Origin of the sequence: Pseudomonas retamae (assembly GCF_043496865.1) — a bacterium.
In the GTDB taxonomy this organism is placed as follows: Bacteria; Pseudomonadota; Gammaproteobacteria; order Pseudomonadales; family Pseudomonadaceae; genus Aquipseudomonas; species Aquipseudomonas retamae.
Genome location: NZ_JBIEIL010000014.1, coordinates 65321 through 90144 on the forward strand (window position 1 = coordinate 65321; position 24824 = coordinate 90144).

Below are 24824 nucleotides of genomic sequence, written 5' to 3' on the forward strand. Positions count from 1 at the left end.
GTTACCTCGGTAGTTGACTGGTTTCGGCGGCGATGGGGGTTGGCTGGCTCAGCGGCAGGCGCAAGGTGAAGCAGGTGCCCTGGCCCGGCGCGGACTGCACTTCCATCTGCCCTTTGTGGTTATTGGTGATGATGAAGTACGACACCGACAGGCCCAGCCCGGTGCCCTGGCCGATTTCCTTGGTGGTGAAGAACGGTTCGAAGGTGCGTTTGCGCACGCTTTCGCTCATGCCGATACCGTTGTCTTCGACTTGAATCTCGGCCCAGGGCGGATTGAGTCTGGTACGCAGAATGATCCGCCCCGGCTCGCTGTCGTCCTCGCGCTGGTGGATCGCCTGCGCAGCGTTTTTCAACAGATTGAGCAGCACCTGCTCGAGCTCGTTGGCGGTGCCCGGCACCGGGCCGAGCGCCGGGTCGAACTGACGGATGATCGCCTGGCCCTTGAAGTCGAAACCGATGGCCAGATCGAAATCGTTGCCAGCGATTTCCACGGCTTGATCGATCAGTGCCGGCAAATCGCAGGGGGCCATTTGCCGGGTACTGCGGCGGCTGAAACTGAGCATGTGCGTAACGATCTTCGCCGCCCGCGCACCGGCCTGTTGAATGCCGTCGAGCAGTTGCGGCACTTCGCGCCCTTGCAGGTAGCGGTTGACCGTGTCCAGTTCGATGCCCAGTTGTTCGGCGGTTTCCAGGTTCTTCGGCAGATCCGCGGACAGGCGTCGGCGGATGTTCTGCACGTTGTGCAGGATCGCGCCCAGCGGGTTATTGATTTCATGGGCCATGCCGGCGGCGAGTCCACCGACCGAGAGCATTTTTTCCGACTGGACCATCATCTCTTCCAGCGACAGGCGCTGGGTGATGTCGTCGATGCGGATCACCACGCCACGCCCGGCACCGCCCATCAGCGGATAAAAGGTCAGCGCGTAGTGCTTCGGCTCGTCGTCCTTGAACCAGGTGACCCGCTCGATTTTCGCCACGGTGTGCTGCTCGACGGTCTGCTTGATTTGCGGCAGAAACGGCTTGAGCGGTTCGAAGGCAAGGAAGATCGGCTGGTTCAGCGCTTCGTCCAGACGCGTGCCGGAGAGGGCGCTGGCTTCCTGGTTCCATTGGGTGACGTAGAGCTGCTCGTCGAGGGCGATCAGCGCCGAGGGCATCGAGTCGATGATGCTGTTGAGGTAGTTCTGGAAACCGGTGAGCTTCTTCTCGATCTTGCTGCGCACCTGGACTTCCAGTTCCAGTTTGCGATTGGTGTGGCGAGTTTCTTCGGCCAGCCCCTGGGCCTGATCGTAAGCCGCCTGCGAATCATCGCGGGCGCGCTTGAGCTGCTGCTCGCGCGCTTCGATGCGCGACAGCATGGTGTTGAACGCCTCGGCCAGACTGCCGATTTCATCGTGGTTGCCGCGCGCAGCACGCAAGGCGTAGTTCTCTTCACGCGTAACTTGCCGCGACAGCTCTTCGAGTTGATGGATCGGCCGGGTGATCAGGCGTTTGATCTGCCGGGCAATCACCAGCCACAGCAGCACGCTGAAAATCAGAATACCCAGGCTGGCGGTCAGGGTGCCGGTGTAGAACGCCATCGGCAGCTCGCTGCTGGCAACCAGCAGCAAGTGGCCCGGTGAGGTGCCGGGACGGGGCAGCGTGATCAGCTGGTTGCTGCGAAACTCGGTCAGTTGCCAGGCCTCGACGTGGCGGTAATGCTCCGGCAGGCTGAGTTTGTCGCCACGCTGCACTTGCGCCAGACGTTGCCCTTTGCCGTCGTAGAGGGCGGCGGCGCGCAACGGTGAATAACTGTCGAGCTCCTTGAGCAGGCGCTCGGCACTTTGCGGTGATTGCAGGGCTTCGCTGACCAGGCTCGGATTGGAGATCAACCGGCCGATGGTCTGCAAGGCCTGCGGGGCCATGCTTTCCTGGGAGATGTAATAGGCGGCGCTGATAAAGGTCAGGTTGGCGACCAGCAGAACCGTGGTCAACAACACCAGCAGGGCGGCCAACAGTTTCTGGCCGACCGGCAGGTTTTCGAGGCGCTGGCGCAATGGCATCAGGTTTATCGCAACAAAGGAACAAGTCGCCAGCGTAGCCGCTGCTCAGTCGCTGGGCAATCCGAGGCTGCGCAGATGGCCGATCAGGCGCTGTTGCAGTTGCTGCAGATGCGGCAGGTTTACCTGGTGGCGTTCGGCAACCTTGCAGGCGTGGCCTAACAGGTAACTGATTTCGGTGCGGCGCTGGTTGGCGACGTCCTGGTACATCGAGGAGTAATTGGCCGCGGTGGCTTGAATCACTCGCTCGACTTCCGCTTGCAGGTTGTCCGCCGCTGCCGGTTGGCCACAGCGTTCAAGCAATTCGGCCAGCTCGCCACACAGGGTGGCGACTTCGCAGTGATGCTCGGTCAGTCCGCCGTTACGGCAGTCGTGCAACACCGTCAGCGGGTTGATCGCACAGTTGAGCGCCAGTTTGCGCCACAGGCGGGTGAGGATGTCAGCGGTCCATTCATGGGGAATGTTCGCCGCTTGCAGATCGTCCAGCCAGATCGGCGCCAATGGATTTGCGGCATCGCCGAGCCAGGTAAACCCATGCCCGGCAAACACCACGCGCCAGTCGCCATCGCGAAACGCACCCTCGGTGCTGGAGGCGCTGATACACCGCGCATGCGGCACCTGGGCGGCGACCGCGTCCTGACTGCCGAGGCCGTTCTGCAGCAGGATCAGCTCGGCATCCACCGCCAGACGCGGGGCGATGCGGGCGACGGCGCTTTCAGCGTCGTACGCCTTGCACGCCACCAGCAGGCGGCGGATCAGCGCGGGGTTGTCTGCGGTTTCAGCGGGAACTGCATGGGTGCTGGCTTGTCCGTTTTCTACCAGGGTCAGTCCACCGGCGGCCTCGTAGCTGCGCAAGCGCGTGTCGTCGCGCACGATCAACCGCACCGGCAGGCCCGCGCGGGCCAGGCGGGTCGCCCATAACGTGCCGAGACTGCCGGCGCCCAGTACATGCCAGGGAGTCGACATCAGTTTTTTGCTCGATTGCTTGCAGGCATGTGCGGCGCGCCGTATCGGTGAGAAAAGACCCGTTATAATGAGCCCGATTTTAACCGCAAGCCAAGCGCGCTCCATCATCATCGAGCGCGCCTTTTTATTGGAGAGATTACATGCCGTCGTTCGACGTGGTATCCGAACTGGACAAACACGAGCTTACCAACGCGGTCGAGAACGCCGTGAAGGAACTCGACCGTCGTTATGACCTGAAAGGCAAAGGCAGCTTCGAGTTCAAGGAAAAGGACCTGACCGTCAGCCTGACCGCTGAGGCCGAATTCCAGCTCGAAGCGATGATCGAAATCCTCAAGCTGGCGCTGGTCAAGCGCAAGATCGACGTACAGTGCCTTGAGGTCAAGGACGCCTATGCCTCGGGCAAGCTGATGAAGCAGGACGCCGTGCTCAAGGAAGGCATCGACAAGGAACTGGCGAAGAAGATTGTCGGCCACATCAAGGAAGCCAAATTGAAAGTGCAGGCCGCCATCCAGGGCGAGCAAGTACGTGTGACCGGCAAGAAGCGCGACGACCTGCAGGAAGCCATCGCGGCACTGCGCGCCAAGGAATTCGGTATGCCGCTGCAGTTCAACAACTTCCGCGACTAAGCTCTGTCGGATGGCCTGTGGGAGCGAGCCTGCTCGCGAATGCGATGTTTCATTCAGCCATGAGGTTGACTGACACACCGCATTCGCGAGCAGGCTCGCTCCCACATTATTTTGTGTACACCCTGGCAGTTGTTCTGTCGGTGATTTTTTACACCCGGGAAGCCGGAAATCAGGAGAAAGAACATGGATTTGAATGCTGAGGTGGACCACCTGGTCAAGGCGTCCCAGGCGTGGATTCCGATGATCATGGAATACGGCAGCCGCGTGCTGCTGGCGGTGATTACCCTGGCCATCGGCTGGTGGCTGATCAACAAGGTCACGCAAAAGCTCGGCGGTCTGTTGGCCCTGCGCAATGCCGACCTGGCGCTGCAAGGCTTTATCAGCAGCCTGGCGAACATCATTCTCAAGGTGTTGCTGATCGTCAGCGTCGCGTCGATGATCGGCGTCGAAACCACCTCGTTCGTCGCGGCCATCGGTGCGGCCGGTCTGGCTATCGGTCTGGCATTGCAGGGCAGCCTGGCGAACTTTGCCGGTGGCGTGCTGATTCTGCTGTTCCGGCCATTCCGTATCGGTGACTGGATCGAAGCCCAAGGCGTGGCGGGCACTGTCGACAGCATCCAGATTTTCCACACGGTGCTGCGTACCGGCGACAACAAGACCATCATCCTGCCCAACGGCAATCTATCCAACGGCATCATCACCAACACCAACCGTCAGCCGACCCGCAAAGTGGTATTCGATGTGGGCGTCGATTACGAAGCCGATCTGCAAAAGGCCCGTCAGGTGCTGCTGGATCTGGCCAAGGATGAGCGCGTGCTGCAGGACCCTGAGCCACAAGCGGTGATTTCGACACTGGGCGACAGTTCGATCACGGTTTCCCTGCGGGTCTGGGTTAAAACTGCCGATTACTGGGATGTGATGTTCATGTTCAATGAGCTGGCGCGCGATCGTTTAAAGGCTGCCGGAATTGATATTCCTTTTCCACAGCGGGTTATTCGTGTAATGCAGGAACCGGCAACTAAATGATAGGTTGCTAATTAACTGTCTGACTTCGCAGTCAGCGCAGTTGAATGCAGCAGCAATAAAAAAGGCCCATCCTGAGATGGGCCTTTTTATTTGTTATCGCAAACTAACTGGATGCGATTACAACAGCGACAGCGGGTAGTCAACGATCAGACGGAACTCTTTAACGTCGCCTTCGCCTTCATCGGCGTTGGCATTGTGCCACGCTTGACGAATACGGAACGACAGGTCTTTTGCCGGGCCAGACTGAACTACGTACTTGGCTTCCAGGTTGGTTTCGTTGTGCTTGCCATCTTCGCCATACAGACCGGTGTATGCACTGCCTGCCGGAGTATGGGTGCCATCGATGTCCCAGCCTTTAACGTAACGGGTCATGAAGCTCAGACCTGGAACGCCGTACTCGGCCATTTTGATGTCATAACGGATCTGGGCAGATTTCTCGCCAGGTGCGTTGAAGTCAGAGTACTGGATGGAGTTGGCGAGGAAAATCGAGTCGCCGCCACGGTTGTTCTTGCCGATACCGATGTAGTCGAACGGCGTGTCACCGTTGACTTTCTGGAAGGCCAGAGTAACGGTGTGCGCTTTGAGGAACGACAGCGCGGTGGCCAGGGAGAAGGCGGTGTTGCTGATGTCGCCTGCTTTCGAGCTGCCGGTATCGGTAGTGCGGTAGATGTTGAAATCGGTGTTCAACGAAGTGTCACCACTGAACGGGGTGGTGAGGTTCACGTTCGCGTAGTACTGGTTCCAGATATCTTCCAGCTTGGCGCCGTACAGCGATGCCGAGAGGTTCTCGGTGATGCCGTATTTACCGCCGAAGTAGTCGATGGTATTGGCTTCAACGCCGGCGTAGGTGGCGTACAGACCGCCATCACGGGCGTTCTTGTCCTGGCTGGTACCCGAGTAGAAGTGACCAGCCTCGAGGTCGAGGTCTTTGACTTCGCTGCTCTGCAGTTGGAAACCGCTGGCAGTTTGCGGAAGGATACGCGAGCCGCCGACGGCGAACACCGGAGCGGTGCTTGGCTGCATGTCGCCGATTTTCAGCTCGGTTTTCGATACGCGGAACTTGATGGCAGCGCCGGCTTTGCCTTGGCTGTCATTGACGTCGCGCGAACCATTTGCATTGACGGTGTCGCTACGGGACATGTTGCCCGAACCACTGGTACCGTCGCCACCATCGAGTTTGATCGCCAGGTAACCGAATGCATCGACGCCGACGCCTACAGTACCTTGGGTATAGCCAGAGCTGAAGTTGCCCCAGATACCCTGGGTCCAGTCCTTGACGTCCCGGGCGCGATCCTTGTTGTCACGGTTGAAGTAATAGTTACGAATCAGCAAGTCAGCTTTGGCGTCTTCAACGAAGCCCTTGGCCTCTGCCTGGTCACTAACGAACGGTGCGGCCGTAGCCAACTGAGAACCGGCAGCTGCTGCAACTGCCAGTGCGATCATGCTCCACTTCATCACGCGCATCGTGATTTGCTCCTTTGGTTTTAGAAGAGTACTGCCGTCCCACCTGTTTTATTATCTGGGCGGCTCTTTCTTTTTGTGTCGGCGCAAACTTATATCACGCCGACCATGTTGGCGATACTTGCGAATTCAACCTTTCAGCTTCTTTACGACGTTGTCGCGAATGACTGGCTGGATGTCGCAAATTCACAGTACCGACGCAGCCGGACTGACAACTTTCTCGCTGTTCATGGGCCTTTTTGCATCGGTAAAAAAGAGTCCCTGGCAAAACACTTGAATCTCCATCGGGCAACCCTGCCACTGTTTTTATGGGGCTTAGGCATCCACTTCCGGTGGTGCGCTTATAGTCCATATGAGTACGAATGCAACAAGCGTGCTCAAACCGCGTTTTTCCTGCGGTTATTTTTTCAAGCGCCCGCCTGCGTTTGTGAAAACCTTGTGAAACGGGGGCTTCAAGGCTGTTTTTTTCAGCGCTTGACGTCAGCCCTGCCATGGTGTTGTCACGCTGTTCCGCGCGCGTGACAACAAAAAACGTTACCCGTTCACCCCCCTCAGTGAGTATTCGGCGGATGCCCGACGCACTGAGCGTAGACGTGTTGTGCGTTTTTGGTGCAGATAATTTTCCGCCCCTGTTCGATTTCCCGCGGTGATGAGCGCTTGAGAGGCCGAGCATAGGGCATATTCCGATCATTTCTTCGGGATGATGACGGGTATGGGGTCCGTGTTGGTGCGTAGCGCTGCCAAATGTCCCATGTCGGGGCGCATGCGCGATGGCAGGCCACGCTGTCGTGAACGCTCGCGCAATCACAGGTATGCTGCACTCCTGTGGCTTGGCGGGTCGTTCCAGGAAACGCCGCCAAGCTGAATATGTCGATCAGCCGGGAGTGCGCGCAGTGTTTGCTTTAGATTCACGACTTCAACAGGACACGCTGGTGATCGGTGACTTCCCGCTCTGCCGCTTGTTGCTGTCCAACGACAGCCAGTACCCGTGGTTCATCCTGGTGCCGCGTCGCGAGGATATCAGCGAGTTGTTTCAGTTGGATGTCGCTGACCAGCAGCAGCTCTGGCAGGAAACCACCACACTGGCCGAGCTGCTCAAGGATTCGTTTGATGCCGACAAACTGAACGTCGCGACCCTGGGCAACGTCGTCAGCCAGTTGCACATGCATGTCATCGTGCGCAAACGCGATGATGCCGCCTGGCCGGCGCCGGTCTGGGGCAAGCACCCAGCCCAGCCGTACAGCGCAGAGCAGGTCGCCGCCATCCGCGAGCGCTTGCGTCTGGTGCTGACCGACGATTTCACTTTTGCGGAGGCCTGAGTCATGAGTCTGGAACAACGCGTTACCGATCTGGAGAGCCGGTTGGCCTTTCAGGACGATACGATTCAGGCATTGAATGACGTGCTGGTGGCGCAGCAGCGCGTGGTCGAGCGTCTGCAATTGCAGATGGCGGCACTGCTCAAGCGCCAGGAGGAAATGGTCGGGCAGTTCGGCTCTTTCGAAGAAGACGCACCGCCGCCGCATTATTGAGTTCGTACAGGCATAAAAAAACCGCGAGCAGCCAGGCTGTTCGCGGTTTTTTGCTTTGGGGTCAGCGGCGCGGCAGCGCGGCGATGACGTCCTCGGCTTGCAGGCCCTTGTCGCGGTTCATTACCGAGAACTCCACGCGCTGGCCTTCGACCAGAACGCGGTGACCTTCGCCACGGATCGCGCGGAAATGCACGAAAATATCATCGCCGGAATCGCGCGAGATAAAGCCGAAGCCTTTGGAAGTGTTGAACCACTTGACGGTACCGGTATCACGGTTGGTCATGTCGTAGCTGGTCGGCGCGGCGGCCGGTGAAGAGCGATAGAAACTCACTGCCAGGTGTACGACCACCGCAACCAGTGCGATTACCAGGCTGAACAGCACGGCAGGCTGGCCGGCGATGACCGGCATTGGTGCGATCAGGGTCAGGGTTTGCAGGACGACGGTCAGTACCAGAAGAGCGCTGACCAGGTTTTGCAGATGCTGGCGCGGACCTTTGTTCCAGTACGGGATCACTGGCGCAAGGATCAGGTTCAGCAGGCCGAAAAAGGCCAGATAAAGTGCATCGGGTTGTTGCAGGTAGGGAACGGCTTCGGATTTCAAGCTGGGTATGAACGACAGCAGCAAAGCCGCTGCGCCCATCAGCAGGTGGACGATTTTCAACATTTTGATTGGCTCACGTTTATGACGGCTCACAAGGAAGAGCTGAAGGCGAACGGTTCGCTTCGGAACAAAAAAAGAGGCGGTGGACACGTTCACGACATCAGCCTATGCGCAACACCCCGAAATATGGGGCATAGCGACACGTCGCCTATTTAACAGCAAAGCCTTCGGCGACTCAAATCAGCCCGGCCAGTGGCAGTGCGTCGGTCGTTTTGTCGCAGTGCGAGCGTGTGAACGGGGCTGCGAGGTGGCGGCAGCCTTGCTAGAGTGGGCCTGCATCTTTTGGATGAAATCAATCGCCCTCAGGAGGTCACCATGGCAATCGATATCGGTATCAGTGAAGAGGACCGCAAGTCCATCGTCGAAGGACTGTCGCGTCTGCTGTCGGACACCTACGTGCTGTATCTGAAAACCCATAACTTCCACTGGAACGTTACCGGCCCGATGTTCCGTACCCTGCATCTGATGTTCGAAGAGCAGTACAACGAACTGGCGCTGGCGGTGGACTCGATCGCCGAGCGCATCCGCGCCCTCGGCTTTCCGGCGCCGGGTGCCTATGCCACCTACGCACGTCTGTCGTCCATCAAGGAAGAGGAGGGCGTGCCAAGCGCCGAAGACATGATCAGGCAACTGGTCGAGGGGCAGGAAGCGGTGACCCGCACGGCGCGCGGGATTTTTCCGCTGCTCGACAAGGTCAGCGATGAGCCGACCGCCGACCTGCTGACCCAGCGCATGCAGGTGCACGAGAAGACCGCGTGGATGCTGCGCGCGTTGCTCGAAGCCTGATCGAACGCGCAGGCCTTGCATTCCTGGGCCTGCGCCCCGTGCAAAATCTTACTTGTATCGTTGGCTTATCCTACGGCGACGGTCAACAAGTCGTCTGGCTATAACTTTGTGTCTGCGCTTTTATGAACGCCACAGGATGTGACTTTTCAAACAAGCAGAGATGGCAAAGGAGTGTCAGCGATATGGTAGAAGGAGACAGGCGCGGCGACCGCAGGGTCGGCTCGCCACATGATTTGAAGGTCGATCCGTTCGTCAGCGGATTCGACATGGCGCTGATCAGGCCGTTGTCTCGATCCGTGCGCCTGAATGGTTACGCGACCTGCCTGCGTCTGGAGCAGGTCTACTGGAACATCCTCGGCTCGATGGCGGCGGACAATTGCTGTTCGATCAGCTCGCTGTTGTCCCATGTCGACCGGGAAGTGCATTTGCGGCACGGCGGGGTGAAAAATTTCAGCGCGCTGGTGCGGGTGGTGTGTGTGATGAACGGCATCGGTCAGACGGCGCGCTCCGATTCGCTCTGATACGGCGCTTGCAAACGAGGTCGCGGCCTGTGCAGCTTACCGGCTGCACAGGCCGCATTTAATCGATATAATCCCGCTCTTTCGCCGCAAAGCCCTGCGCGCGGCAGCAATCTGATCGCCGAGACACCTCCATGCCGATGTACGATTACCAATGTGCTTCCTGTGGTCATCAGTTGGAAGCCATTCAGAAGATCAGCGACGCACCGCTGGTCGACTGCCCTGCCTGTCAGGCGCCCGAACTGAAGAAACAGCTGTCCATGCCGGGTTTTCGCCTCAGCGGCAACGGTTGGTACGAGACCGATTTCAAGACCGGAACCAAGAAGAATCTGGCCGGTGGCGACAAAGCTGAATAGCGTTCAAGCCCTGAACGAACGACACGCGTGAGTTTCCGCATTGCATGAGCAACGGATCTCCACCGAATATCGAATGACGAGAAGCGAACCATTATCATGATGCGCAGCCACTATTGCGGCCAACTGAACGAAAGCCTGGAAGGTCAGGAAATTACCCTTTGCGGATGGGTTCACCGTCGCCGCGACCACGGCGGGGTGATTTTCCTCGATATCCGTGATCGTGACGGTCTGGCCCAGGTGGTCTTCGATCCGGATCGCGCCGAGAGCTTCGCCGCCGCCGATCGCGTGCGCAGCGAATACGTGGTGAAGATCACCGGCAAGGTGCGCCTGCGTCCTGCTGGCGCAACCAACGCCAACATGGCTTCGGGCATGATCGAAGTGCTGGGTTACGAACTGGAAGTGCTGAACGAGTCGGAAACCCCGCCATTCCCGCTCAACGAGTTCTCCGACGTTGGCGAAGAAACCCGTCTGCGTTATCGCTTCCTCGACCTGCGTCGTCCGGAAATGGCCGAGAAGCTGCGTCTGCGCTCGCGCATGACCACCAGCATCCGTCGCTTCCTCGACGAAAACGGCTTCCTCGACGTCGAAACGCCGATCCTGACCCGTGCCACTCCTGAAGGTGCGCGTGACTATCTGGTGCCGAGCCGTACCCACGCCGGTTCGTTCTTCGCCCTGCCGCAATCGCCGCAGCTGTTCAAGCAATTGCTGATGGTGGCCGGTTTCGACCGTTACTACCAGATCGCCAAGTGCTTCCGCGACGAAGACCTGCGCGCCGATCGTCAGCCGGAATTCACCCAGATCGACATCGAGACCAGCTTCCTCGATGAAAAAGAGATCATGGGCCTGACCGAGCAAATGATCCGCAACCTGTTCAAGGAAGTGCTGGATCTGGAATTCGGCGAATTCCCGCACATGACCTTCGAAGAAGCCATGCGCCGCTACGGTTCCGACAAGCCGGACCTGCGTATCCCGCTGGAACTGGTGGACGTTGCCGACCAGCTCAAGGAAGTCGAATTCAAGGTATTCAGCGGTCCGGCCAACGATCCGAAGTGCCGCATTGCCGCACTGCGCGTTCCAGGCGGGGCGAGCATGCCGCGCAAGCAGATCGACGATTACACCAAGTTCGTCGGCATCTACGGCGCCAAGGGCCTGGCCTACATCAAGGTCAACGAGCGCGCGGCCGGTGTTGACGGTCTGCAATCGCCGATCGTCAAGAACATCCCGGAAGACAAGCTCAACGTGATCCTTGATCGCGTCGGTGCGGTCGATGGCGACATCGTGTTCTTCGGTGCCGACAAAGCCAAGATCGTCAGCGAAGCCCTCGGCGCGCTGCGCATCAAGCTCGGTCACGACCTCAAGCTGCTGACCTGCGAGTGGGCGCCGATGTGGGTCGTCGACTTCCCGATGTTCGAAGAAAACGACGACGGCAGCTTCTCCGCGCTGCACCACCCGTTCACCGCACCGAAGTGCACCCCGCAGGAGCTTGAAGCCAACCCGGCCGGCGCACTGTCGCGTGCCTACGACATGGTGCTCAACGGCACCGAGCTGGGCGGCGGTTCGATCCGTATTCACCGCAAGGAAATGCAGCAAGCGGTATTCCGTCTGCTGGGCATCAACGAAGCGGAACAGGAAGAGAAGTTTGGCTTCCTGCTCGACGCGCTGAAGTACGGTGCACCGCCGCACGGTGGTCTGGCCTTCGGTCTGGACCGTCTGGTGATGCTGATGACCGGCGCCCAGTCGATCCGCGAAGTGATCGCCTTCCCGAAAACCCAGAGTGCTGCCGACGTGATGACGCAGGCTCCGGGTGTGGTGGATGCCAAGGCCTTGCGCGAGCTGCACATTCGTTTACGCGAAACGCCAAAGGCTGAGTAAGACGGGCCTGAAGGCGCATCTTCGGATGCGCCTTTTTTCTTTCTATAAAGAGCAGGTCGAGATTTTTGTGTTTGCTGGCTGCTGCACACGCAGGGCGGGCAACGTTTCAAAGAGAATTCGGAGCGAGTTATGGCAGGTCATTCCAAGTGGGCGAACATCAAGCACCGCAAAGAACGTCAGGATGCCAAGAGGGGCAAGATCTTCACCAAGTGGATCCGCGAACTGACTGTTGCGGCCCGTCAGGGCGGCGGTGACCCGGGTTCCAACCCGCGTCTGCGTCTGGCCCTGGACAAGGCGCTGAGCGCGAACATGAGCCGCGACATCATCGATCGCGCCGTTGCGCGCGGCGCCGGTGCGACCGAGGCGGACAACGTTGAAGAGCTGACCTACGAAGGCTACGGCCCGGGCGGCGTGGCGGTGATGGTCGAGTGCATGACCGACAACCGCAATCGTACCGCTGCGGCTGTGCGTCACGCGTTCAGCAAATGCGGCGGCAACCTCGGCACCGACGGTTCGGTGGCGTACCTGTTCGAACGCAAGGGCCAGATCAGCTTCGCGCCGGGCGTCGATGAAGATGCGCTGACCGAAGCGGCGCTGGAAGCCGACGCCGATGACGTCGTCACGCATGAAGATGGCTCGATCGACGTGTTCACCTCGTTCACCAGCTTCTACGCGGTGCGCAATGCGCTGGAAGCCGCCGGCTTCAAGGGCGATGACGCGGAAATCGTCATGCAGCCGACCACCAGCGCCGAGCTGGATCTGGAAGGGGCGGAGAAGGTGCTCAAGCTGATCGACATGCTTGAAGACCTGGATGACGTGCAGAACGTCTATTCCAACGCCGACATTCCGGAAGACGTCGCCGCTCAGCTCGGCTGATTAGCGACTAGTCTTCCCTGTGGGAGCTGGCTTGCCAGCGATGGCGTCGGCGCATCAGTATTGATGGCGCCTGACACTCCGTCATCGCTGGCAAGCCAGCTCCCACATTTGTTTTTGTGTTATTTCGAATCTGCAGGCGTTATGACTTTAATTCTGGGTATCGACCCCGGCTCGCGCATCACTGGTTACGGGATTGTTCGTGATACCGGGCGGGGCGGCTGTGTTTATGTGGCGTCTGGCTGCATCCGTACCGGTGCGGGCGAGTTGCATGAGCGTTTGCAGATTGTTTATCGCGGCGTGCGCGAAATCATCCAGACTTACGGCCCGGTCACCATGGGCATCGAAAAAGTCTTCATGGCGAAAAATGCCGATTCGGCACTAAAGCTCGGGCAGGCCCGCGGGGCGGCTATTGTTGCAGGTGCCGAAGAGTGTCTGGAGATTGCCGAGTACACCGCCACGCAGGTCAAGCAGGCCGTAGTGGGCACCGGTGCCGCCAATAAAGAACAAGTGCAGATGATGGTCATGCACATGCTGAAACTGACCAGCAAACCGCAGATCGACGCTTCCGATGCCCTCGCAATCGCTATTTGCCATGCGCACACGCGTTCCAGTCTGCTACCGCACGGCTTGGGGACCGCACGCAGTCGTGGCGGGCGCCTGCGTCTCTGATAGCATCAGCAGCAATTTTCCTGAAAGCGGATTCATGCGCCTGTGTCGTCGGCGCGAATTTCGCCTTTCGACAGTCGCCAGCCCACGGCTGGCCAATGCTCAAGGATCTGAAACGTGATTGGACGCTTGCGCGGCACCCTGGTTGAGAAACAGCCGCCGCACCTGATTCTGGATGTAAACGGCCTCGGGTATGAGCTGGAAGTGCCCATGACCACCCTCTATCGCCTGCCGTCTGTCGGTGAACCGCTGACCCTGCATACCCATCTGGTCGTACGCGAAGATGCGCAGTTGCTCTATGGTTTTGCCGGCAAGCGTGAGCGAGACTTTTTCCGCGAGTTGATCCGGCTCAACGGGGTCGGGCCGAAATTGGCCCTGGCACTGATGTCGAGCCTGGAAGTCGACGAGCTGATCCGTTGCGTGCAATCGCAGGACACATCTGCGCTGACCAAGGTGCCGGGTGTCGGCAAGAAAACGGCCGAGCGCCTGCTGGTCGAACTGAAGGATCGCTTCAAGGCCTGGGAAACCTCGCCGGCCATGTTCGCGCTGGTGCCGAATCAGCCGGACGGCCCGGCACCGGTCAATACCGCCGAAAACGATGCGGTCAGCGCGCTGATTTCCCTGGGCTACAAGCCGCAGGAAGCGAGCAAGGCGATTTCCGCCATCAAGGACAAGAATTTGAGCAGTGAAGACATGATCCGCCGCGCCCTGAAGGGAATGATTTAAGTGATTGAAGCTGATCGTCTGATCGCCGCTGCGCACAGCCCGCGCGAGCGCGAAGAAGTCCAGGACCGCGCCATTCGCCCGGTCAGCCTGGCCGACTACATCGGCCAGCCGACCGTGCGCGAGCAGATGGAACTGTTCATCCAGGCTGCGCGTGGCCGCAGCGAGTCGCTCGACCACACGCTGATTTTCGGCCCGCCGGGGCTGGGTAAAACCACGCTGGCCAATATCATCGCCGAAGAGATGGGCGTGTCGATCAAGAGCACCTCCGGCCCGGTGCTGGAGCGTCCGGGGGATCTGGCGGCACTGCTGACTAATCTCGAACCGCACGACGTGTTGTTCATCGACGAAATCCATCGCCTGTCGCCGATTGTCGAAGAAGTGCTGTATCCGGCCATGGAAGATTTCCAGCTCGACATCATGATCGGCGAAGGGCCGGCGGCGCGTTCGATCAAGCTCGACCTGCCGCCGTTTACCCTGGTCGGCGCCACCACTCGCGCCGGCATGCTGACCAATCCGCTGCGTGACCGCTTCGGTATTGTCCAGCGCTTGGAGTTCTACAGCACGGCGGATTTGGCGACGATCGTCAGCCGTTCGGCGAGTATTCTCGGGCTGCCGCTGGATCCGGAAGGTTCGTTCGAGATCGCTCGTCGCGCGCGTGGCACCCCGCGCATTGCCAACCGTTTGTTGCGTCGAGTGCGGGACTTCGCCGAGGTGCGTGCCAAAGGTCATATCACCAAGTCGGTGGCGGATCTGGCGTTGAATCTGCTGGATGTCGACGAACACGGTTTCGATCATCAGGACCGGCGTCTGCTGCTGACGATGATCGAGAAGTTCGACGGTGGCCCGGTCGGCATCGACAGCCTGGCGGCGGCGATCAGCGAAGAGCGCCACACCATCGAGGACGTCCTCGAACCTTATCTGATTCAGCAGGGCTACATCATGCGCACGCCGCGGGGCAGGGTAGTGACCCGACATGCGTACCTGCATTTCGGTTTGAACATTCCGTCACGCATGGGCGAGATGCCCGTGGCAGACGAGTTTCTTGATGCGGCGGACGATTGATACACATTTGTTGGCGATTTATTCAGGGTTTGTACTGTCACAGCACGGTACTTTTGCGGTAAAGCTCTGAAACCACGAAAAACAGTTGTCTCGCCGGATTGGCAACCTGAGGAGTAAGCACTAGAGTATGCGCGCGCAAAACGGGCTTGGGCCGTTCGCACATCGTTGTCGCGTTTATTACGAGGACACCGATGCGGGCGGCATCGTGTATTACGTTAATTACCTCAAGTTTATGGAACGGGCTCGAACCGAGCGGCTCCGCGAACTGGGCTTTGCCCAGTCTGCGCTTGCCGGGGAGGACCTGTTGTTTGTCGTGCATTCCAGCGAAGCGCGCTACCACGCGCCGGCGCGACTGGACGACGAACTGCTGGTAAGCGCTGATGTAACCGAATTGAACCGTGCCAGCCTGCGCTTCAAGCAGCAGGTCAGGCGGGCGACGGATAATGTGCTGCTCTGCGAAGGGCAGTTTCTGGTGGCCTGTGTGCGCACCGACAGTTTGAAACCCCGGGCCCTTCCCGAAGACTTGCGGGCGGCCTTCGCCGACGCGGTCGGTCCGGGTACACACTCAAAGCAGGAGATAAAGCGTGGAAGCTAACGTCGTCGACCATTCCTCCATGTGGAGCCTGGTCAGCAATGCCAGCATCGTGGTGCAGTTGGTAATGTTGACCCTGGTGGCCGCATCGGTGACCTCATGGATCATGATCTTTCAGCGCAGCAATCTGCTGCGTGCCGGTCGACGCGCCCTGGAGAGCTTTGAAGAGCGCTTCTGGTCGGGGATCGATCTGTCCAAGCTGTACCGTCAGGCCGGCAGCAACCCGGATCCGGACTCGGGCGTCGAGCAGATCTTCCGTGCCGGCTTCAAGGAATTCTCCCGTCTGCGTCAGCAGCCAGGCGTCGATCCTGAAGCGGTGATGGAAGGTGTGGCGCGTGCCATGCGCGTTGCTATCTCGCGTGAAGAAGAGAAACTCGAGCAGAGCCTGCCGTTTCTCGCCACTGTCGGTTCGGTCAGCCCGTACATCGGTCTGTTCGGTACGGTGTGGGGCATCATGAACTCCTTCCGCGGTCTGGCCAGCGCTCAGCAAGCGACCCTCGCCACCGTAGCGCCGGGTATTGCCGAAGCCCTGATCGCCACCGCGATCGGTCTGTTCGCTGCGATCCCGGCGGTCATCGCTTACAACCGTTTTGCTGCGCGCAGCGAAACCTTGCTGGGCCGCTACTACACCTTCGCCGACGAATTCCAGGCGATCCTGCACCGCAAAGTGCACACCAGCGAAGAATAAGCAGGTATTTCCCGATGGCTTTAATCGCTCGAGCTCGCAAAAAGCGCAAGCCGGTCGCCGAGATGAACGTGGTGCCCTACATCGACGTGATGTTGGTGCTGCTGGTCATCTTCATGGTGACCGCGCCGATGCTCAATCAGGGCGTGAAAGTTGATCTGCCCAAGGTTTCCAGCGAAGCCTTGCCGCAGGACAACAACACCCAGGTCCTGACCATTTCGATCAAGGCTGACAAGACCTACTACTGGAACCTTGGCAGCGAAGTCGACACCGAGAAACAGCAGGATCGCGCCATGACCCTGCCACAGATGACCGATGCGGTGACCAAGATCATTCGCGCCGGCACCGAGGGCGGCAAACGCACCCAGGTGTTCATCCGAGGCGACAAGACTGTCGACTACGGCGCCGTCATGGGTGCCATGGGCGGGTTGCAGAAGGCCGGGGTCGGTAACGTTGGTCTGATTACCGAGGCCCCCTGATGCAGCAACAGCGAGAGCCGTCCGCCTCGGAAAGCTACTTCTGGCCCAGCGTTCTGGCGATTGTCCTGCACGTGCTGGTGTTCGGCATGCTGTTCGTCAGTTTTGCCTTCACGCCCGAACTGCCGCCGGCCAAGCCGATCGTCCAGGCGACCTTGTACCAGCTGAAATCGAAAAGTCAGGCAACCACCCAGACCAATCAGAAGATTGCGGGTGAGGCGAAGAAATCCGCCGCGCGCCAGACCGAAGTCGAGCAGATGGAACAGAAAAAGATCGAGCAGGAAGCGGTGAAGGCGGCGGAACAAAAGAAAGAGGAAGCGGCTCAAAAGGCCGAGGAAGCCAAGAAGGCCGACGAGGCGAAGAAAGCGGACGAAGCGAAAAAGGCTGATGAAGCCAAGAAAGCCGACGACGCGAAGAAAGCCGAGGCGAAAAAGGCCGAAGAGAAACAATTGGCTGATATAGCCAAGAAGAAAGCCGAAGACGAAGCCAAGAAAGCCGCTGAAGAAGAGGCCAAAAAAGCCGCTGCGGAAGAAGCCAAGAAAAAGATCGTCGAAGACGCGAAAAAGAAAGCCGCCGAAGACGCCAAGAAAAAAGCTGAAGCTGAAGAGGCGAAGAAGAAGGTCGCCGAAGACGCGAAGAAGAAAGCTGCTGCCGATGCTGCGAAGAAGAAAGCGCAGGAAGCGGCACGCAAATCTGCCGAAGATAAAAAGGCTCAGGCCCTGGCAGACCTGCTTTCCGACACGCCGCAGCGTCAGCAGGCCTTGGCTGATGAGCAGGGTGACGAAGTCGCGGGCAGTTTCGATGACCTGATTCGTGCACGAGCGGCAGAAGGCTGGGCACGTCCACCTTCGGCACGCAAAGGCATGACGGTGGTGCTGCAGATCGGCATGTTGCCGGACGGTACGGTGACTTCGGTCAGTGTGGCCAAATCCAGTGGTGACGGCCCGTTCGATGCTTCGGCAGTCGCGGCAGTGAAGAATATTGGACGTTTGACAGAAATGCAGGGAATGAAGCCGAGCGATTTCGCTCCGTATCGTTCATTCAAGATGACATTCACACCTGAGGATCTAGCCTTGTGAGAAACCTTCTTCGAGGAATGCTGGTCGTGATCTGCTGCATGGCAGGGATCGCGATGGCAGATGAAAAGAACATTCTGGTCACCAGCGGCAGCGATCGGGCCACGCCGATCGCGGTCGTACCGTTCGGCATGCAGGGCGGCGCGGTGCTGCCGGACGACATGGCCGAAATCATTGGCAACGATTTGCGCAACTCGGGCTATTACTCGCCGATTCCAAAAGCCAACATGATCAGCCAGCCAAGCCAGCCGAGCGAAATCATCTTCCGTGACTGGAAGGCGGTAGGTGCTCAGTACATGATGGTCGGCAGCATCGCTCCAGCCGGTGGTCGCTTGCAGGTGCAGTGGGCACTGTTCAACGTAGCCACCGAGCAGAAAGTGGCCGACGGCAGCGTTTCCGGTACGACCGACCAGATTCGTGACATGGCGCACTTTATCTCCGATCAGTCGTTCCAGAAGCTGACCGGTATCGACGGTGCGTTCTCGACGCGTTTGCTGTACGTGACCGCCGAACGCTTCTCCGAGAAAAACACTCGCTACACCCTGCAGCGTTCCGACTATGACGGCGCCCGTGCAGTGACCCTGCTGCAATCGCGTGAGCCGATCCTGTCGCCGCGTTTCGCACCGGATGGCAAGCGCATCGCGTATGTGTCGTTCGAGCAGAAGCGTCCGCGTATCTTCATGCAGAACATCGACACCGGTCGCCGCGAGCAGATCACCAACTTCGAAGGCCTGAACGGCGCGCCAGCCTGGTCGCCGGATGGCACACGCCTGGCGTTCGTACTGTCGAAAGACGGTAACCCGGACATCTACGTGATGAACCTCGGCTCGCGTCAGCTGACCCGAGTGACCTCAGGTCCTGGCATCAATACCGAACCGTTCTGGGGCAAGGATGGCTCGACCATCTACTTCACCTCCGACCGTGGCGGTAAACCGCAGATCTATAAAACCAGCGTCGGTGGCGGTGGTGCCGAGCGTGTGACGTTCGTAGGCAACTACAACGCCAACCCGAAACTCTCGGCTGATGAAAAGACTTTGGTGATGATCCATCGTCAGGATGGCTTCACCAATTTCAAGGTGGCAGCTCAGGATCTGCAGCGGGGTAGTGTAAAGATCCTCACTGATAGCACTCTGGACGAGTCACCTACTGTTGCGCCCAACGGCACCATGGTAATCTACGCCACCCGCCAACAGGGCCGGGGAGTCTTGATGCTCGTGTCCATTAATGGACGCGTGAGGCTCCCGCTTCCTACCGCTCAAGGCGAAGTCAGAGAACCGTCCTGGTCCCCTTACCTGAAGTGAGCGGGCGCTACACGTTTTACTTAACACACTGGGGTTCATTAGGAGTTTCACGATGGAAATGCTGAAGTTTGGTAAATTTGCTGCGCTGGCTCTGGCCATGGCTGTAGCTGTAGGTTGCTCGTCCAAAGGCGGCGACAACGCCGGTGAAGGCGCTGTTGATCCAAACGCTGGTTACGGCGCAAACACCGGTGCCGTTGACGGTTCCCTGAGCGAAGAAGCTGCTCTGCGCGCAATCACCACCTTCTACTTCGAATACGACAGCTCGGACCTGAAGCCAGAAGCCATGCGCGCTCTGGACGTTCACGCCAAAGACCTGAAAGCAAACGGCGCTCGCGTTGTTCTGGAAGGCAACACCGACGAACGTGGTACTCGTGAGTACAACATGGCACTGGGCGAGCGTCGTGCGAAAGCCGTTCAGCGCTACCTGGTACTGCAAGGTGTTTCCCCAGCTCAGCTGGAACTGGTTTCCTACGGCGAAGAGCGTCCAGTTGCTACCGGCAACGACGAGCAGTCCTGGGCCCAGAACCGTCGCGTCGAACTGCGTAAGTAATTCGATATGCGAACGTGCCGTCGTGCTGTAACTGTTCTGGCTCTCAGCCTCGCGCCGCTTGCGGCGTGGGCTGCGGTTCCTGTGGTCGATGACAACTCCGGTTATTCAAATAGCGGGAGCAGTTATCCGCCTGCGGGTTACGGTACGAACGGCGCCTATGCCGGGGGAGCGGCTTCGGCCCCTGCCTCGGCACAAGGCATGCTGTTCAACCAATTGCAACAGATGCAGGATCAGATCTCGCGCCAGCAAGGCGTGATCGAAGAACTGCAGAATCAGGTTGCGCGCATGAAGCAGGAATCCCTGGAGCGATACCAGGATCTTGATCGGCGCATAGGATCCGGCGTTGCACCAGCCGCGACTCCCGAGAATTCTTCTGCCGGTGGCGATGCAAGTGCTGCTGCCGGTGCTGCCGCAGGTGCGGGGGCTGCTACGGCTGCCCAGGCGCCTGCCGCAGGTAGCGAACCGGCTGATCCGGCCAAGGAAAAGCTGTATTACGATGCCGCTTTCGACCTGATCAAAGCCAAGGATTTCGACAAGGCCAGCCAGGCGTTTGCCGCTTTCCTGCGTAAATACCCGAACAGTCAGTACGCGGGCAACGCCCAATACTGGCTGGGCGAAGTGAACCTGGCCAAAGGTGATCTGCAAGGTGCAGGTCAAGCGTTTGCCAAGGTTTCGCAGCTGTATCCCAAGCACAACAAAGTGCCGGATTCGCTGTACAAGCTGGCTGACGTAGAGCGCCGCCTCGGTCACACCGACAAGGTCAAAGGCATCTTGCAGCAGGTGGTTTCCCAATATCCGGGGACTTCCGCGGCGCAACTGGCCCAGCGCGATCTGCAACGCATGTAAGCAGCTTGACCCGTTTGGAAGAAACCCGCGCTTGTCGCGGGTTTTTTCGTTAGAATTCACGCCCTTTTTCTGAAACACGCTTCTTGTGGTCCGCGCGTTGGCGGGATTGCCTGAAGTGCCTGACGGAGGCGGACAGCCTGTTTAGCTGTTACGCCCGTGGCGACTATGCAAGACACATTGAGAATCACCGAAGTTTTCTACTCGTTGCAGGGGGAAACGCGGACTGCCGGGCTGCCCACGGTTTTCGTGCGCCTGACCGGTTGCCCCTTGCGTTGCCAGTATTGCGACAGCGCTTACGCATTCAGTGGCGGCACCGTGCGCGCCCTTGACGACATCCTTGAACAGGTCGCCGGGTTTCGCCCGCGTTATGTCTGCGTCACCGGCGGTGAGCCGCTGGCCCAGCCGAACGCCATTCCTTTGCTCAAACGGTTATGTGATGCCGGCTACGAGGTCTCGCTGGAAACCAGTGGCGCACTCGACGTCTCGGCGGTCGATCCGCGCGTCAGTCGCGTTGTGGACCTGAAAACGCCGGGCTCGAAAGAAGCCCATCGCAACCGCTACGAAAATATCGAACTGCTTACGCCCAATGATCAGGTGAAGTTTGTCATCTGCTCGCGGGAGGACTACGACTGGGCGGTATCGAAACTGATTCAGTACGGGCTCGACCGCCGCGCCGGGGAAGTGCTGTTTTCCCCCAGTCACCATGACTTGAATGCGCGTGAGCTGGCGGACTGGGTGGTGGCGGATAACCTGCCGGTGCGCCTGCAATTGCAGCTGCACAAATATCTTTGGAATGACGAGCCGGGGCGCTGAGATGACTGAACAACTGAACACTACCGAAAAACGTGCGGTCATCCTGCTGTCCGGCGGCCTCGACTCGGCCACCGTGGTGGCGATGGCTCGCGCCGAAGGTTATGCCTGCTACACCATGAGTTTCGATTACGGCCAGCGTTCTCACGCCGAATTGCACGCCGCCGCGCGCGTGGCTCGCGATCTGGGCGTGGTCGAGCACAAGGTCATCGGTCTCAATCTGAATGGCATGGGCGGCTCGGCATTGACCGACACCAGCATCGACATTCCAGAAGAGTTGGGCGAGGGCATCCCGGTGACTTACGTGCCGGCACGCAACACCGTGTTCCTCTCGTTGGCGCTGGGTTGGGGGGAAGTGCTCGGTGCGCGCGATATCTTCATCGGCGTCAATGCGGTGGATTATTCCGGTTACCCGGATTGCCGCCCGGAGTTCATCGAGTCGTTCGAGCGCATGGCCAACCTGGCAACCAAGGCCGGCGTGGAAGGCAACGGTTTCCGCATCCAGGCGCCGTTGCAGAACCTGAGCAAGGCACAGATCGTCCAGGCTGGTGTGAAGCTTGGCGTTGATTACGGCCTGACCGTTTCCTGCTATCAGGCCGACGATGACGGCCGCGCGTGCGGCAAATGCGACAGCTGCCGCCTGCGCGCAGAAGGCTTCGCGGCGGCTGGTGTGGACGATCCAACCCCTTATTTTTGATTATTTTCAAAAAGGTGTTGAATAGTCCTTAAAAATCAGTATTATACGCGCCACCACACAGCGGGTCGTTAGCTCAGTTGGTAGAGCAGTTGGCTTTTAACCAATTGGTCGTAGGTTCGAATCCCACACGACCCACCATATTTGGCGGTTTAGAAAATCCGGAAGGCCCACGAAAGTGAGGATTTCCGGGTTTTTTTTTGCCTGTAATTCGGCCATCGCCTGTTTCGCCGATGCCTGCGCTGACGCAGGTCAGAATGATCTTTTGTATCAACGGGATATTCTGTAGCCTTGCGCAGCTTCAACGCTGTCCGTGCCTGATATTACTCACTCTCCCGGCGGTACCCTCTAGCGGTCCGGAGCCGGGTGTATACTCGACTTTCGCGCGAATGCGCCTGCAGGTCTTGCGAACATGACGCAGATTTCCGAACGCCTTCTGGTTCAAGCCCACCTCGACGCCAAACAGCCCAAACCGCTGACTGCCGAGCAAGAGGCTTACTACCGTGCCGCTATCGCCGCCGAGCTCAAGGCTCAGGACGCGGTGCTCGTGGCGCACTTCTATTGCGACCCGGTGATTCAGGCCCTGGCCGAAGAAACCGGTGGCTGTGTTTCTGACTCCCTGGAAATGGCGCGCTTCGGCAATGCCCACCCGGCCAAGACCGTGGTGGTCGCCGGCGTGAAGTTCATGGGCGAGACGGCGAAGATCCTCAACCCGGAAAAACGCGTGCTGATGCCAACTCTGGAGGCGACCTGCTCGCTGGACCTGGGTTGCCCGGTCGACGAGTTCTCGGCGTTCTGCGATCAGCATCCGGAGCGCACCGTGGTGGTCTACGCCAACACCTCGGCAGCGGTCAAGGCGCGAGCCGACTGGGTGGTGACTTCGAGTTGTGCGCTGGAAATCGTCGAAAGCCTGATGGATAACGGCGAGACGATCATCTGGGGCCCGGACAAGCACCTCGGTACCTACATTCAGCGCAAGACCGGTGCCGACATGCTGCTCTGGGACGGTGCCTGCATCGTTCACGAAGAGTTCAAGTCCAAGCAGCTCGAAGACATGAAAGCGCTGTACCCGGACGCGGCGATTCTGGTGCACCCGGAGTCGCCGACCTCGGTGATCGAACTGGCCGATGCTGTCGGTTCAACGAGTCAACTGATTGCCGCAGCGCAAAGCCTGCCGAACAAGACCCTGATCGTGGCGACCGACCGTGGCATCTTCTACAAGATGCAGCAGTTGTGCCCGGACAAAGTCTTCATCGAGGCGCCCACCGCCGGTAACGGCGCCGCGTGCCGCAGTTGTGCGCATTGCCCGTGGATGGCCATGAATACCCTTGAGCGCACGCTGAAGAGCTTGAAGGAAGGCACGAACGAGATCTTTGTGGATCCGGCGTTGATCCCACAGGCGATCCGGCCTTTGAAGCGCATGCTCGACTTCACCCAGGCTGCACGGATGAAGCTGGCCGGTAACGCTTAAGGTCTCACAAACAACACAAAACAAAATGTGGGAGCGAGCCTGCTCGCGAAAGCGGAGTGTCAGTCACCATTGAAATCGACTGATACGCCGCATTCGCGAGCAGGCTCGCTCCCACAGTGGTTTTCAGAGTCCGGGAATTATCTGGTCTTCTTCGGGATCCGTACAACACGGCTATCGGAATAGATGTCATGCCAGGTGCGCTTCTGCTTGTCGTACAGCGACCAGAAGAATCCCAGCCCTACGCACAGCCACGACGCGATCGACACCATGAAGCGCAGCAGCGCCTGCCACAGGCTGATTGCTGTGCCATTGGCGTTCTGCACGCGGATGCCCCACACCTGCATGCCCAGCGTCTGCCCGCCATGGGTCCAGAACTTGGCGAAAAAGCCGAAAAGCACCAACAGCAACACCGTCGAGTAGAGCGGATCGCCATCGAGCTGCCCGGCATCAGTCATCACCCGCAGGCGTTCTTCGCCAAGGATCGCGGCCTGAATCAGTTTGTAAACGAAGCCAGTGACGATCAGCAGTGCGGTACACAATAGAAAGTCATAGAACATCGCGGCCAGACGGCGGCCGAGGCCAACAGCAGGAAAGTCGCCCTGTGGGGTGAGCAGGTTTTTCGACATGGCAGCCTCTGAGCGCGTAAGGAAATGGCATTTTACGGACTCGCGCGCACAAAAAAGCCCCTGATATCAATATCAGGGGCTTTTTCGTAGCAGAAATCAGGCTTCGGCTTGTACTTCGTCAGCCTGCATGCCTTTCTGGCCCTGCACAGCAACGAAGGTCACTTTCTGGCCTTCTTTGAGGCTTTTGAAGCCGTTGCCCTGAATGGCGCGGAAATGCACGAACAGATCCGGACCGCTTTCAGGAGTGATAAAACCAAAACCTTTCTCGTCGTTGAACCACTTGACGGTACCGCTCTGACGTGTAGACATTTCTTATTTCCTTTGACGCAATAAATTGATGACAGTCTCTTTCTCATGAAAGAGTACTGGGGCTGGTTGCAGGAGAGTAAGAAGACGTCGAGCGGGATGTAGCTAACTTGTAGGCTACTGCCCAGGTCACGATTCAAAGCTGACCCATGCAAACACAGTGAACGAACTCTACGCCAACTACGGGAGAAAAAACAAGCCCCGTGAAGCGCCCGGTTTTACTGC

28 protein-coding genes and 1 tRNA gene are annotated in these 24824 nt (G+C 58.9%); 23 read left to right on the top strand and 6 right to left on the bottom strand.

Annotation, left to right across the window (positions count from 1 at the left end; genetic code table 11):
- Window position 1: 1 nt before the first annotated feature.
- The gene (locus tag ACGSLL_RS23745; RefSeq protein ID WP_394508168.1) at window positions 2-2038 is read right to left on the bottom strand and encodes a sensor histidine kinase; all 2037 of its coding nucleotides are present in this window, start codon (window positions 2036-2038) and stop codon (window positions 2-4) included.
- A 45-nt stretch (window positions 2039-2083) separates the two neighbouring features.
- On the bottom strand, window positions 2084-3001 hold the full coding sequence (locus ACGSLL_RS23750; RefSeq protein ID WP_394508169.1) for a putative 2-dehydropantoate 2-reductase: 918 nt from the start codon (window positions 2999-3001) through the stop codon (window positions 2084-2086).
- 140 nt (window positions 3002-3141) lie between these two features.
- Between ACGSLL_RS23750 and ACGSLL_RS23755 the strand changes: the two genes are divergently transcribed.
- Window positions 3142-3627 (top strand): YajQ family cyclic di-GMP-binding protein, encoded by a 486-nt coding sequence (locus tag ACGSLL_RS23755; protein WP_090285634.1) that lies wholly within the window; start codon window positions 3142-3144, stop codon window positions 3625-3627.
- Window positions 3628-3810: 183 nt separating this feature from the next.
- Window positions 3811-4653 (top strand): mechanosensitive ion channel family protein, encoded by an 843-nt coding sequence (locus ACGSLL_RS23760; RefSeq protein ID WP_394508170.1) that lies wholly within the window; start codon window positions 3811-3813, stop codon window positions 4651-4653.
- Window positions 4654-4770: 117 nt separating this feature from the next.
- Here ACGSLL_RS23760 and ACGSLL_RS23765 read toward each other — a convergent pair whose 3' ends face one another.
- The gene (locus ACGSLL_RS23765; protein ID WP_394508171.1) at window positions 4771-6117 is read right to left on the bottom strand and encodes an OprD family porin; all 1347 of its coding nucleotides are present in this window, start codon (window positions 6115-6117) and stop codon (window positions 4771-4773) included.
- A gap of 890 nt (window positions 6118-7007) precedes the next feature.
- On the opposite strand from ACGSLL_RS23765, the gene ACGSLL_RS23770 reads away from it, so the two are divergent.
- Both ACGSLL_RS23770 and ACGSLL_RS23775 read left to right on the top strand, forming a co-directional pair.
- Window positions 7008-7433 (top strand): HIT family protein, encoded by a 426-nt coding sequence (locus ACGSLL_RS23770; RefSeq protein ID WP_394508173.1) that lies wholly within the window; start codon window positions 7008-7010, stop codon window positions 7431-7433.
- Between the two features lie 3 nt (window positions 7434-7436).
- Window positions 7437-7643 (top strand): SlyX family protein, encoded by a 207-nt coding sequence (locus tag ACGSLL_RS23775; protein WP_394508174.1) that lies wholly within the window; start codon window positions 7437-7439, stop codon window positions 7641-7643.
- Window positions 7644-7704: 61 nt separating this feature from the next.
- Here the strand turns inward: ACGSLL_RS23775 and ACGSLL_RS23780 are convergent, their stop codons facing one another.
- Entirely contained in the window at window positions 7705-8307 is a 603-nt protein-coding gene (locus ACGSLL_RS23780) for a cold-shock protein (protein ID WP_090285622.1), read from the bottom strand.
- A gap of 312 nt (window positions 8308-8619) precedes the next feature.
- Here ACGSLL_RS23780 and ACGSLL_RS23785 point away from each other — a divergent pair, with 312 nt between their 5' ends.
- The 19 genes from ACGSLL_RS23785 (at window position 8620) to nadA (ending at window position 23667) form a co-directional block, all read left to right on the top strand.
- Entirely contained in the window at window positions 8620-9090 is a 471-nt protein-coding gene (locus tag ACGSLL_RS23785; RefSeq protein ID WP_394508175.1) for a Dps family protein, read from the top strand.
- A 182-nt stretch (window positions 9091-9272) separates the two neighbouring features.
- Window positions 9273-9611: a ribbon-helix-helix domain-containing protein gene (locus ACGSLL_RS23790; protein ID WP_394508176.1), complete on the top strand. Its 339-nt coding sequence runs from the start codon at window positions 9273-9275 to the stop codon at window positions 9609-9611.
- A 131-nt stretch (window positions 9612-9742) separates the two neighbouring features.
- Window positions 9743-9964 carry an FmdB family zinc ribbon protein gene (locus tag ACGSLL_RS23795; RefSeq protein WP_394508177.1) on the top strand — a complete coding sequence of 74 codons (222 nt, stop codon included), beginning with the start codon at window positions 9743-9745 and terminating at the stop codon, window positions 9962-9964.
- Between the two features lie 96 nt (window positions 9965-10060).
- Window positions 10061-11836: an aspartate--tRNA ligase gene (aspS, locus tag ACGSLL_RS23800; protein WP_090285617.1), complete on the top strand. Its 1776-nt coding sequence runs from the start codon at window positions 10061-10063 to the stop codon at window positions 11834-11836.
- Window positions 11837-11965: 129 nt separating this feature from the next.
- Window positions 11966-12712 carry a YebC/PmpR family DNA-binding transcriptional regulator gene (locus ACGSLL_RS23805; protein WP_034153419.1) on the top strand — a complete coding sequence of 249 codons (747 nt, stop codon included), beginning with the start codon at window positions 11966-11968 and terminating at the stop codon, window positions 12710-12712.
- 141 nt (window positions 12713-12853) lie between these two features.
- Window positions 12854-13381 (top strand): crossover junction endodeoxyribonuclease RuvC, encoded by a 528-nt coding sequence (ruvC, locus tag ACGSLL_RS23810; RefSeq protein WP_208940039.1) that lies wholly within the window; start codon window positions 12854-12856, stop codon window positions 13379-13381.
- A gap of 114 nt (window positions 13382-13495) precedes the next feature.
- Window positions 13496-14104 carry a Holliday junction branch migration protein RuvA gene (gene ruvA / locus ACGSLL_RS23815; protein WP_090285615.1) on the top strand — a complete coding sequence of 203 codons (609 nt, stop codon included), beginning with the start codon at window positions 13496-13498 and terminating at the stop codon, window positions 14102-14104.
- Window positions 14105-15166, top strand: coding sequence for a Holliday junction branch migration DNA helicase RuvB (ruvB, locus tag ACGSLL_RS23820; RefSeq protein ID WP_090285613.1), 1062 nt, complete (start codon window positions 14105-14107; stop codon window positions 15164-15166). It abuts the gene before it with no gap.
- A gap of 127 nt (window positions 15167-15293) precedes the next feature.
- Entirely contained in the window at window positions 15294-15761 is a 468-nt protein-coding gene (gene ybgC, locus ACGSLL_RS23825) for a tol-pal system-associated acyl-CoA thioesterase (RefSeq protein ID WP_090285611.1), read from the top strand.
- Window positions 15751-16446 carry a protein TolQ gene (gene tolQ, locus ACGSLL_RS23830; protein WP_008080223.1) on the top strand — a complete coding sequence of 232 codons (696 nt, stop codon included), beginning with the start codon at window positions 15751-15753 and terminating at the stop codon, window positions 16444-16446. Before ybgC ends, tolQ begins: the two co-directional genes overlap by 11 nt.
- Window positions 16447-16469: 23 nt before the next feature.
- Window positions 16470-16922, top strand: coding sequence for a protein TolR (tolR, locus tag ACGSLL_RS23835; RefSeq protein WP_160767866.1), 453 nt, complete (start codon window positions 16470-16472; stop codon window positions 16920-16922).
- Window positions 16922-17998, top strand: coding sequence for a cell envelope integrity protein TolA (gene tolA, locus ACGSLL_RS23840; RefSeq protein WP_016773505.1), 1077 nt, complete (start codon window positions 16922-16924; stop codon window positions 17996-17998). The genes tolR and tolA overlap by 1 nt, the downstream gene beginning before the upstream one ends.
- A gap of 17 nt (window positions 17999-18015) precedes the next feature.
- On the top strand, window positions 18016-19296 hold the full coding sequence (tolB, locus tag ACGSLL_RS23845) for a Tol-Pal system beta propeller repeat protein TolB (RefSeq protein ID WP_208941055.1): 1281 nt from the start codon (window positions 18016-18018) through the stop codon (window positions 19294-19296).
- Window positions 19297-19348: 52 nt separating this feature from the next.
- Window positions 19349-19846 (top strand): peptidoglycan-associated lipoprotein Pal, encoded by a 498-nt coding sequence (pal, locus tag ACGSLL_RS23850; RefSeq protein WP_003178634.1) that lies wholly within the window; start codon window positions 19349-19351, stop codon window positions 19844-19846.
- A gap of 6 nt (window positions 19847-19852) precedes the next feature.
- Window positions 19853-20692 (top strand): tol-pal system protein YbgF, encoded by an 840-nt coding sequence (gene ybgF / locus ACGSLL_RS23855; RefSeq protein WP_208940040.1) that lies wholly within the window; start codon window positions 19853-19855, stop codon window positions 20690-20692.
- A 165-nt stretch (window positions 20693-20857) separates the two neighbouring features.
- The gene (gene queE, locus ACGSLL_RS23860) at window positions 20858-21505 is read left to right on the top strand and encodes a 7-carboxy-7-deazaguanine synthase QueE (RefSeq protein ID WP_394508178.1); all 648 of its coding nucleotides are present in this window, start codon (window positions 20858-20860) and stop codon (window positions 21503-21505) included.
- Between the two features lies 1 nt (window position 21506).
- Window positions 21507-22199, top strand: a complete 693-nt coding sequence (gene queC / locus ACGSLL_RS23865; protein WP_394508179.1) for a 7-cyano-7-deazaguanine synthase QueC — start codon at window positions 21507-21509, stop codon at window positions 22197-22199.
- A 62-nt stretch (window positions 22200-22261) separates the two neighbouring features.
- Window positions 22262-22337, top strand: a tRNA-Lys gene (locus ACGSLL_RS23870).
- A 271-nt stretch (window positions 22338-22608) separates the two neighbouring features.
- Window positions 22609-23667: a quinolinate synthase NadA gene (gene nadA, locus ACGSLL_RS23875; RefSeq protein ID WP_394508180.1), complete on the top strand. Its 1059-nt coding sequence runs from the start codon at window positions 22609-22611 to the stop codon at window positions 23665-23667.
- Window positions 23668-23804: 137 nt separating this feature from the next.
- Here nadA and ACGSLL_RS23880 read toward each other — a convergent pair whose 3' ends face one another.
- Window positions 23805-24293, bottom strand: coding sequence for an RDD family protein (locus tag ACGSLL_RS23880; RefSeq protein WP_394508181.1), 489 nt, complete (start codon window positions 24291-24293; stop codon window positions 23805-23807).
- 96 nt (window positions 24294-24389) lie between these two features.
- The gene (locus ACGSLL_RS23885; RefSeq protein WP_003227496.1) at window positions 24390-24602 is read right to left on the bottom strand and encodes a cold-shock protein; all 213 of its coding nucleotides are present in this window, start codon (window positions 24600-24602) and stop codon (window positions 24390-24392) included.
- Window positions 24603-24824 lie beyond the last annotated feature (222 nt).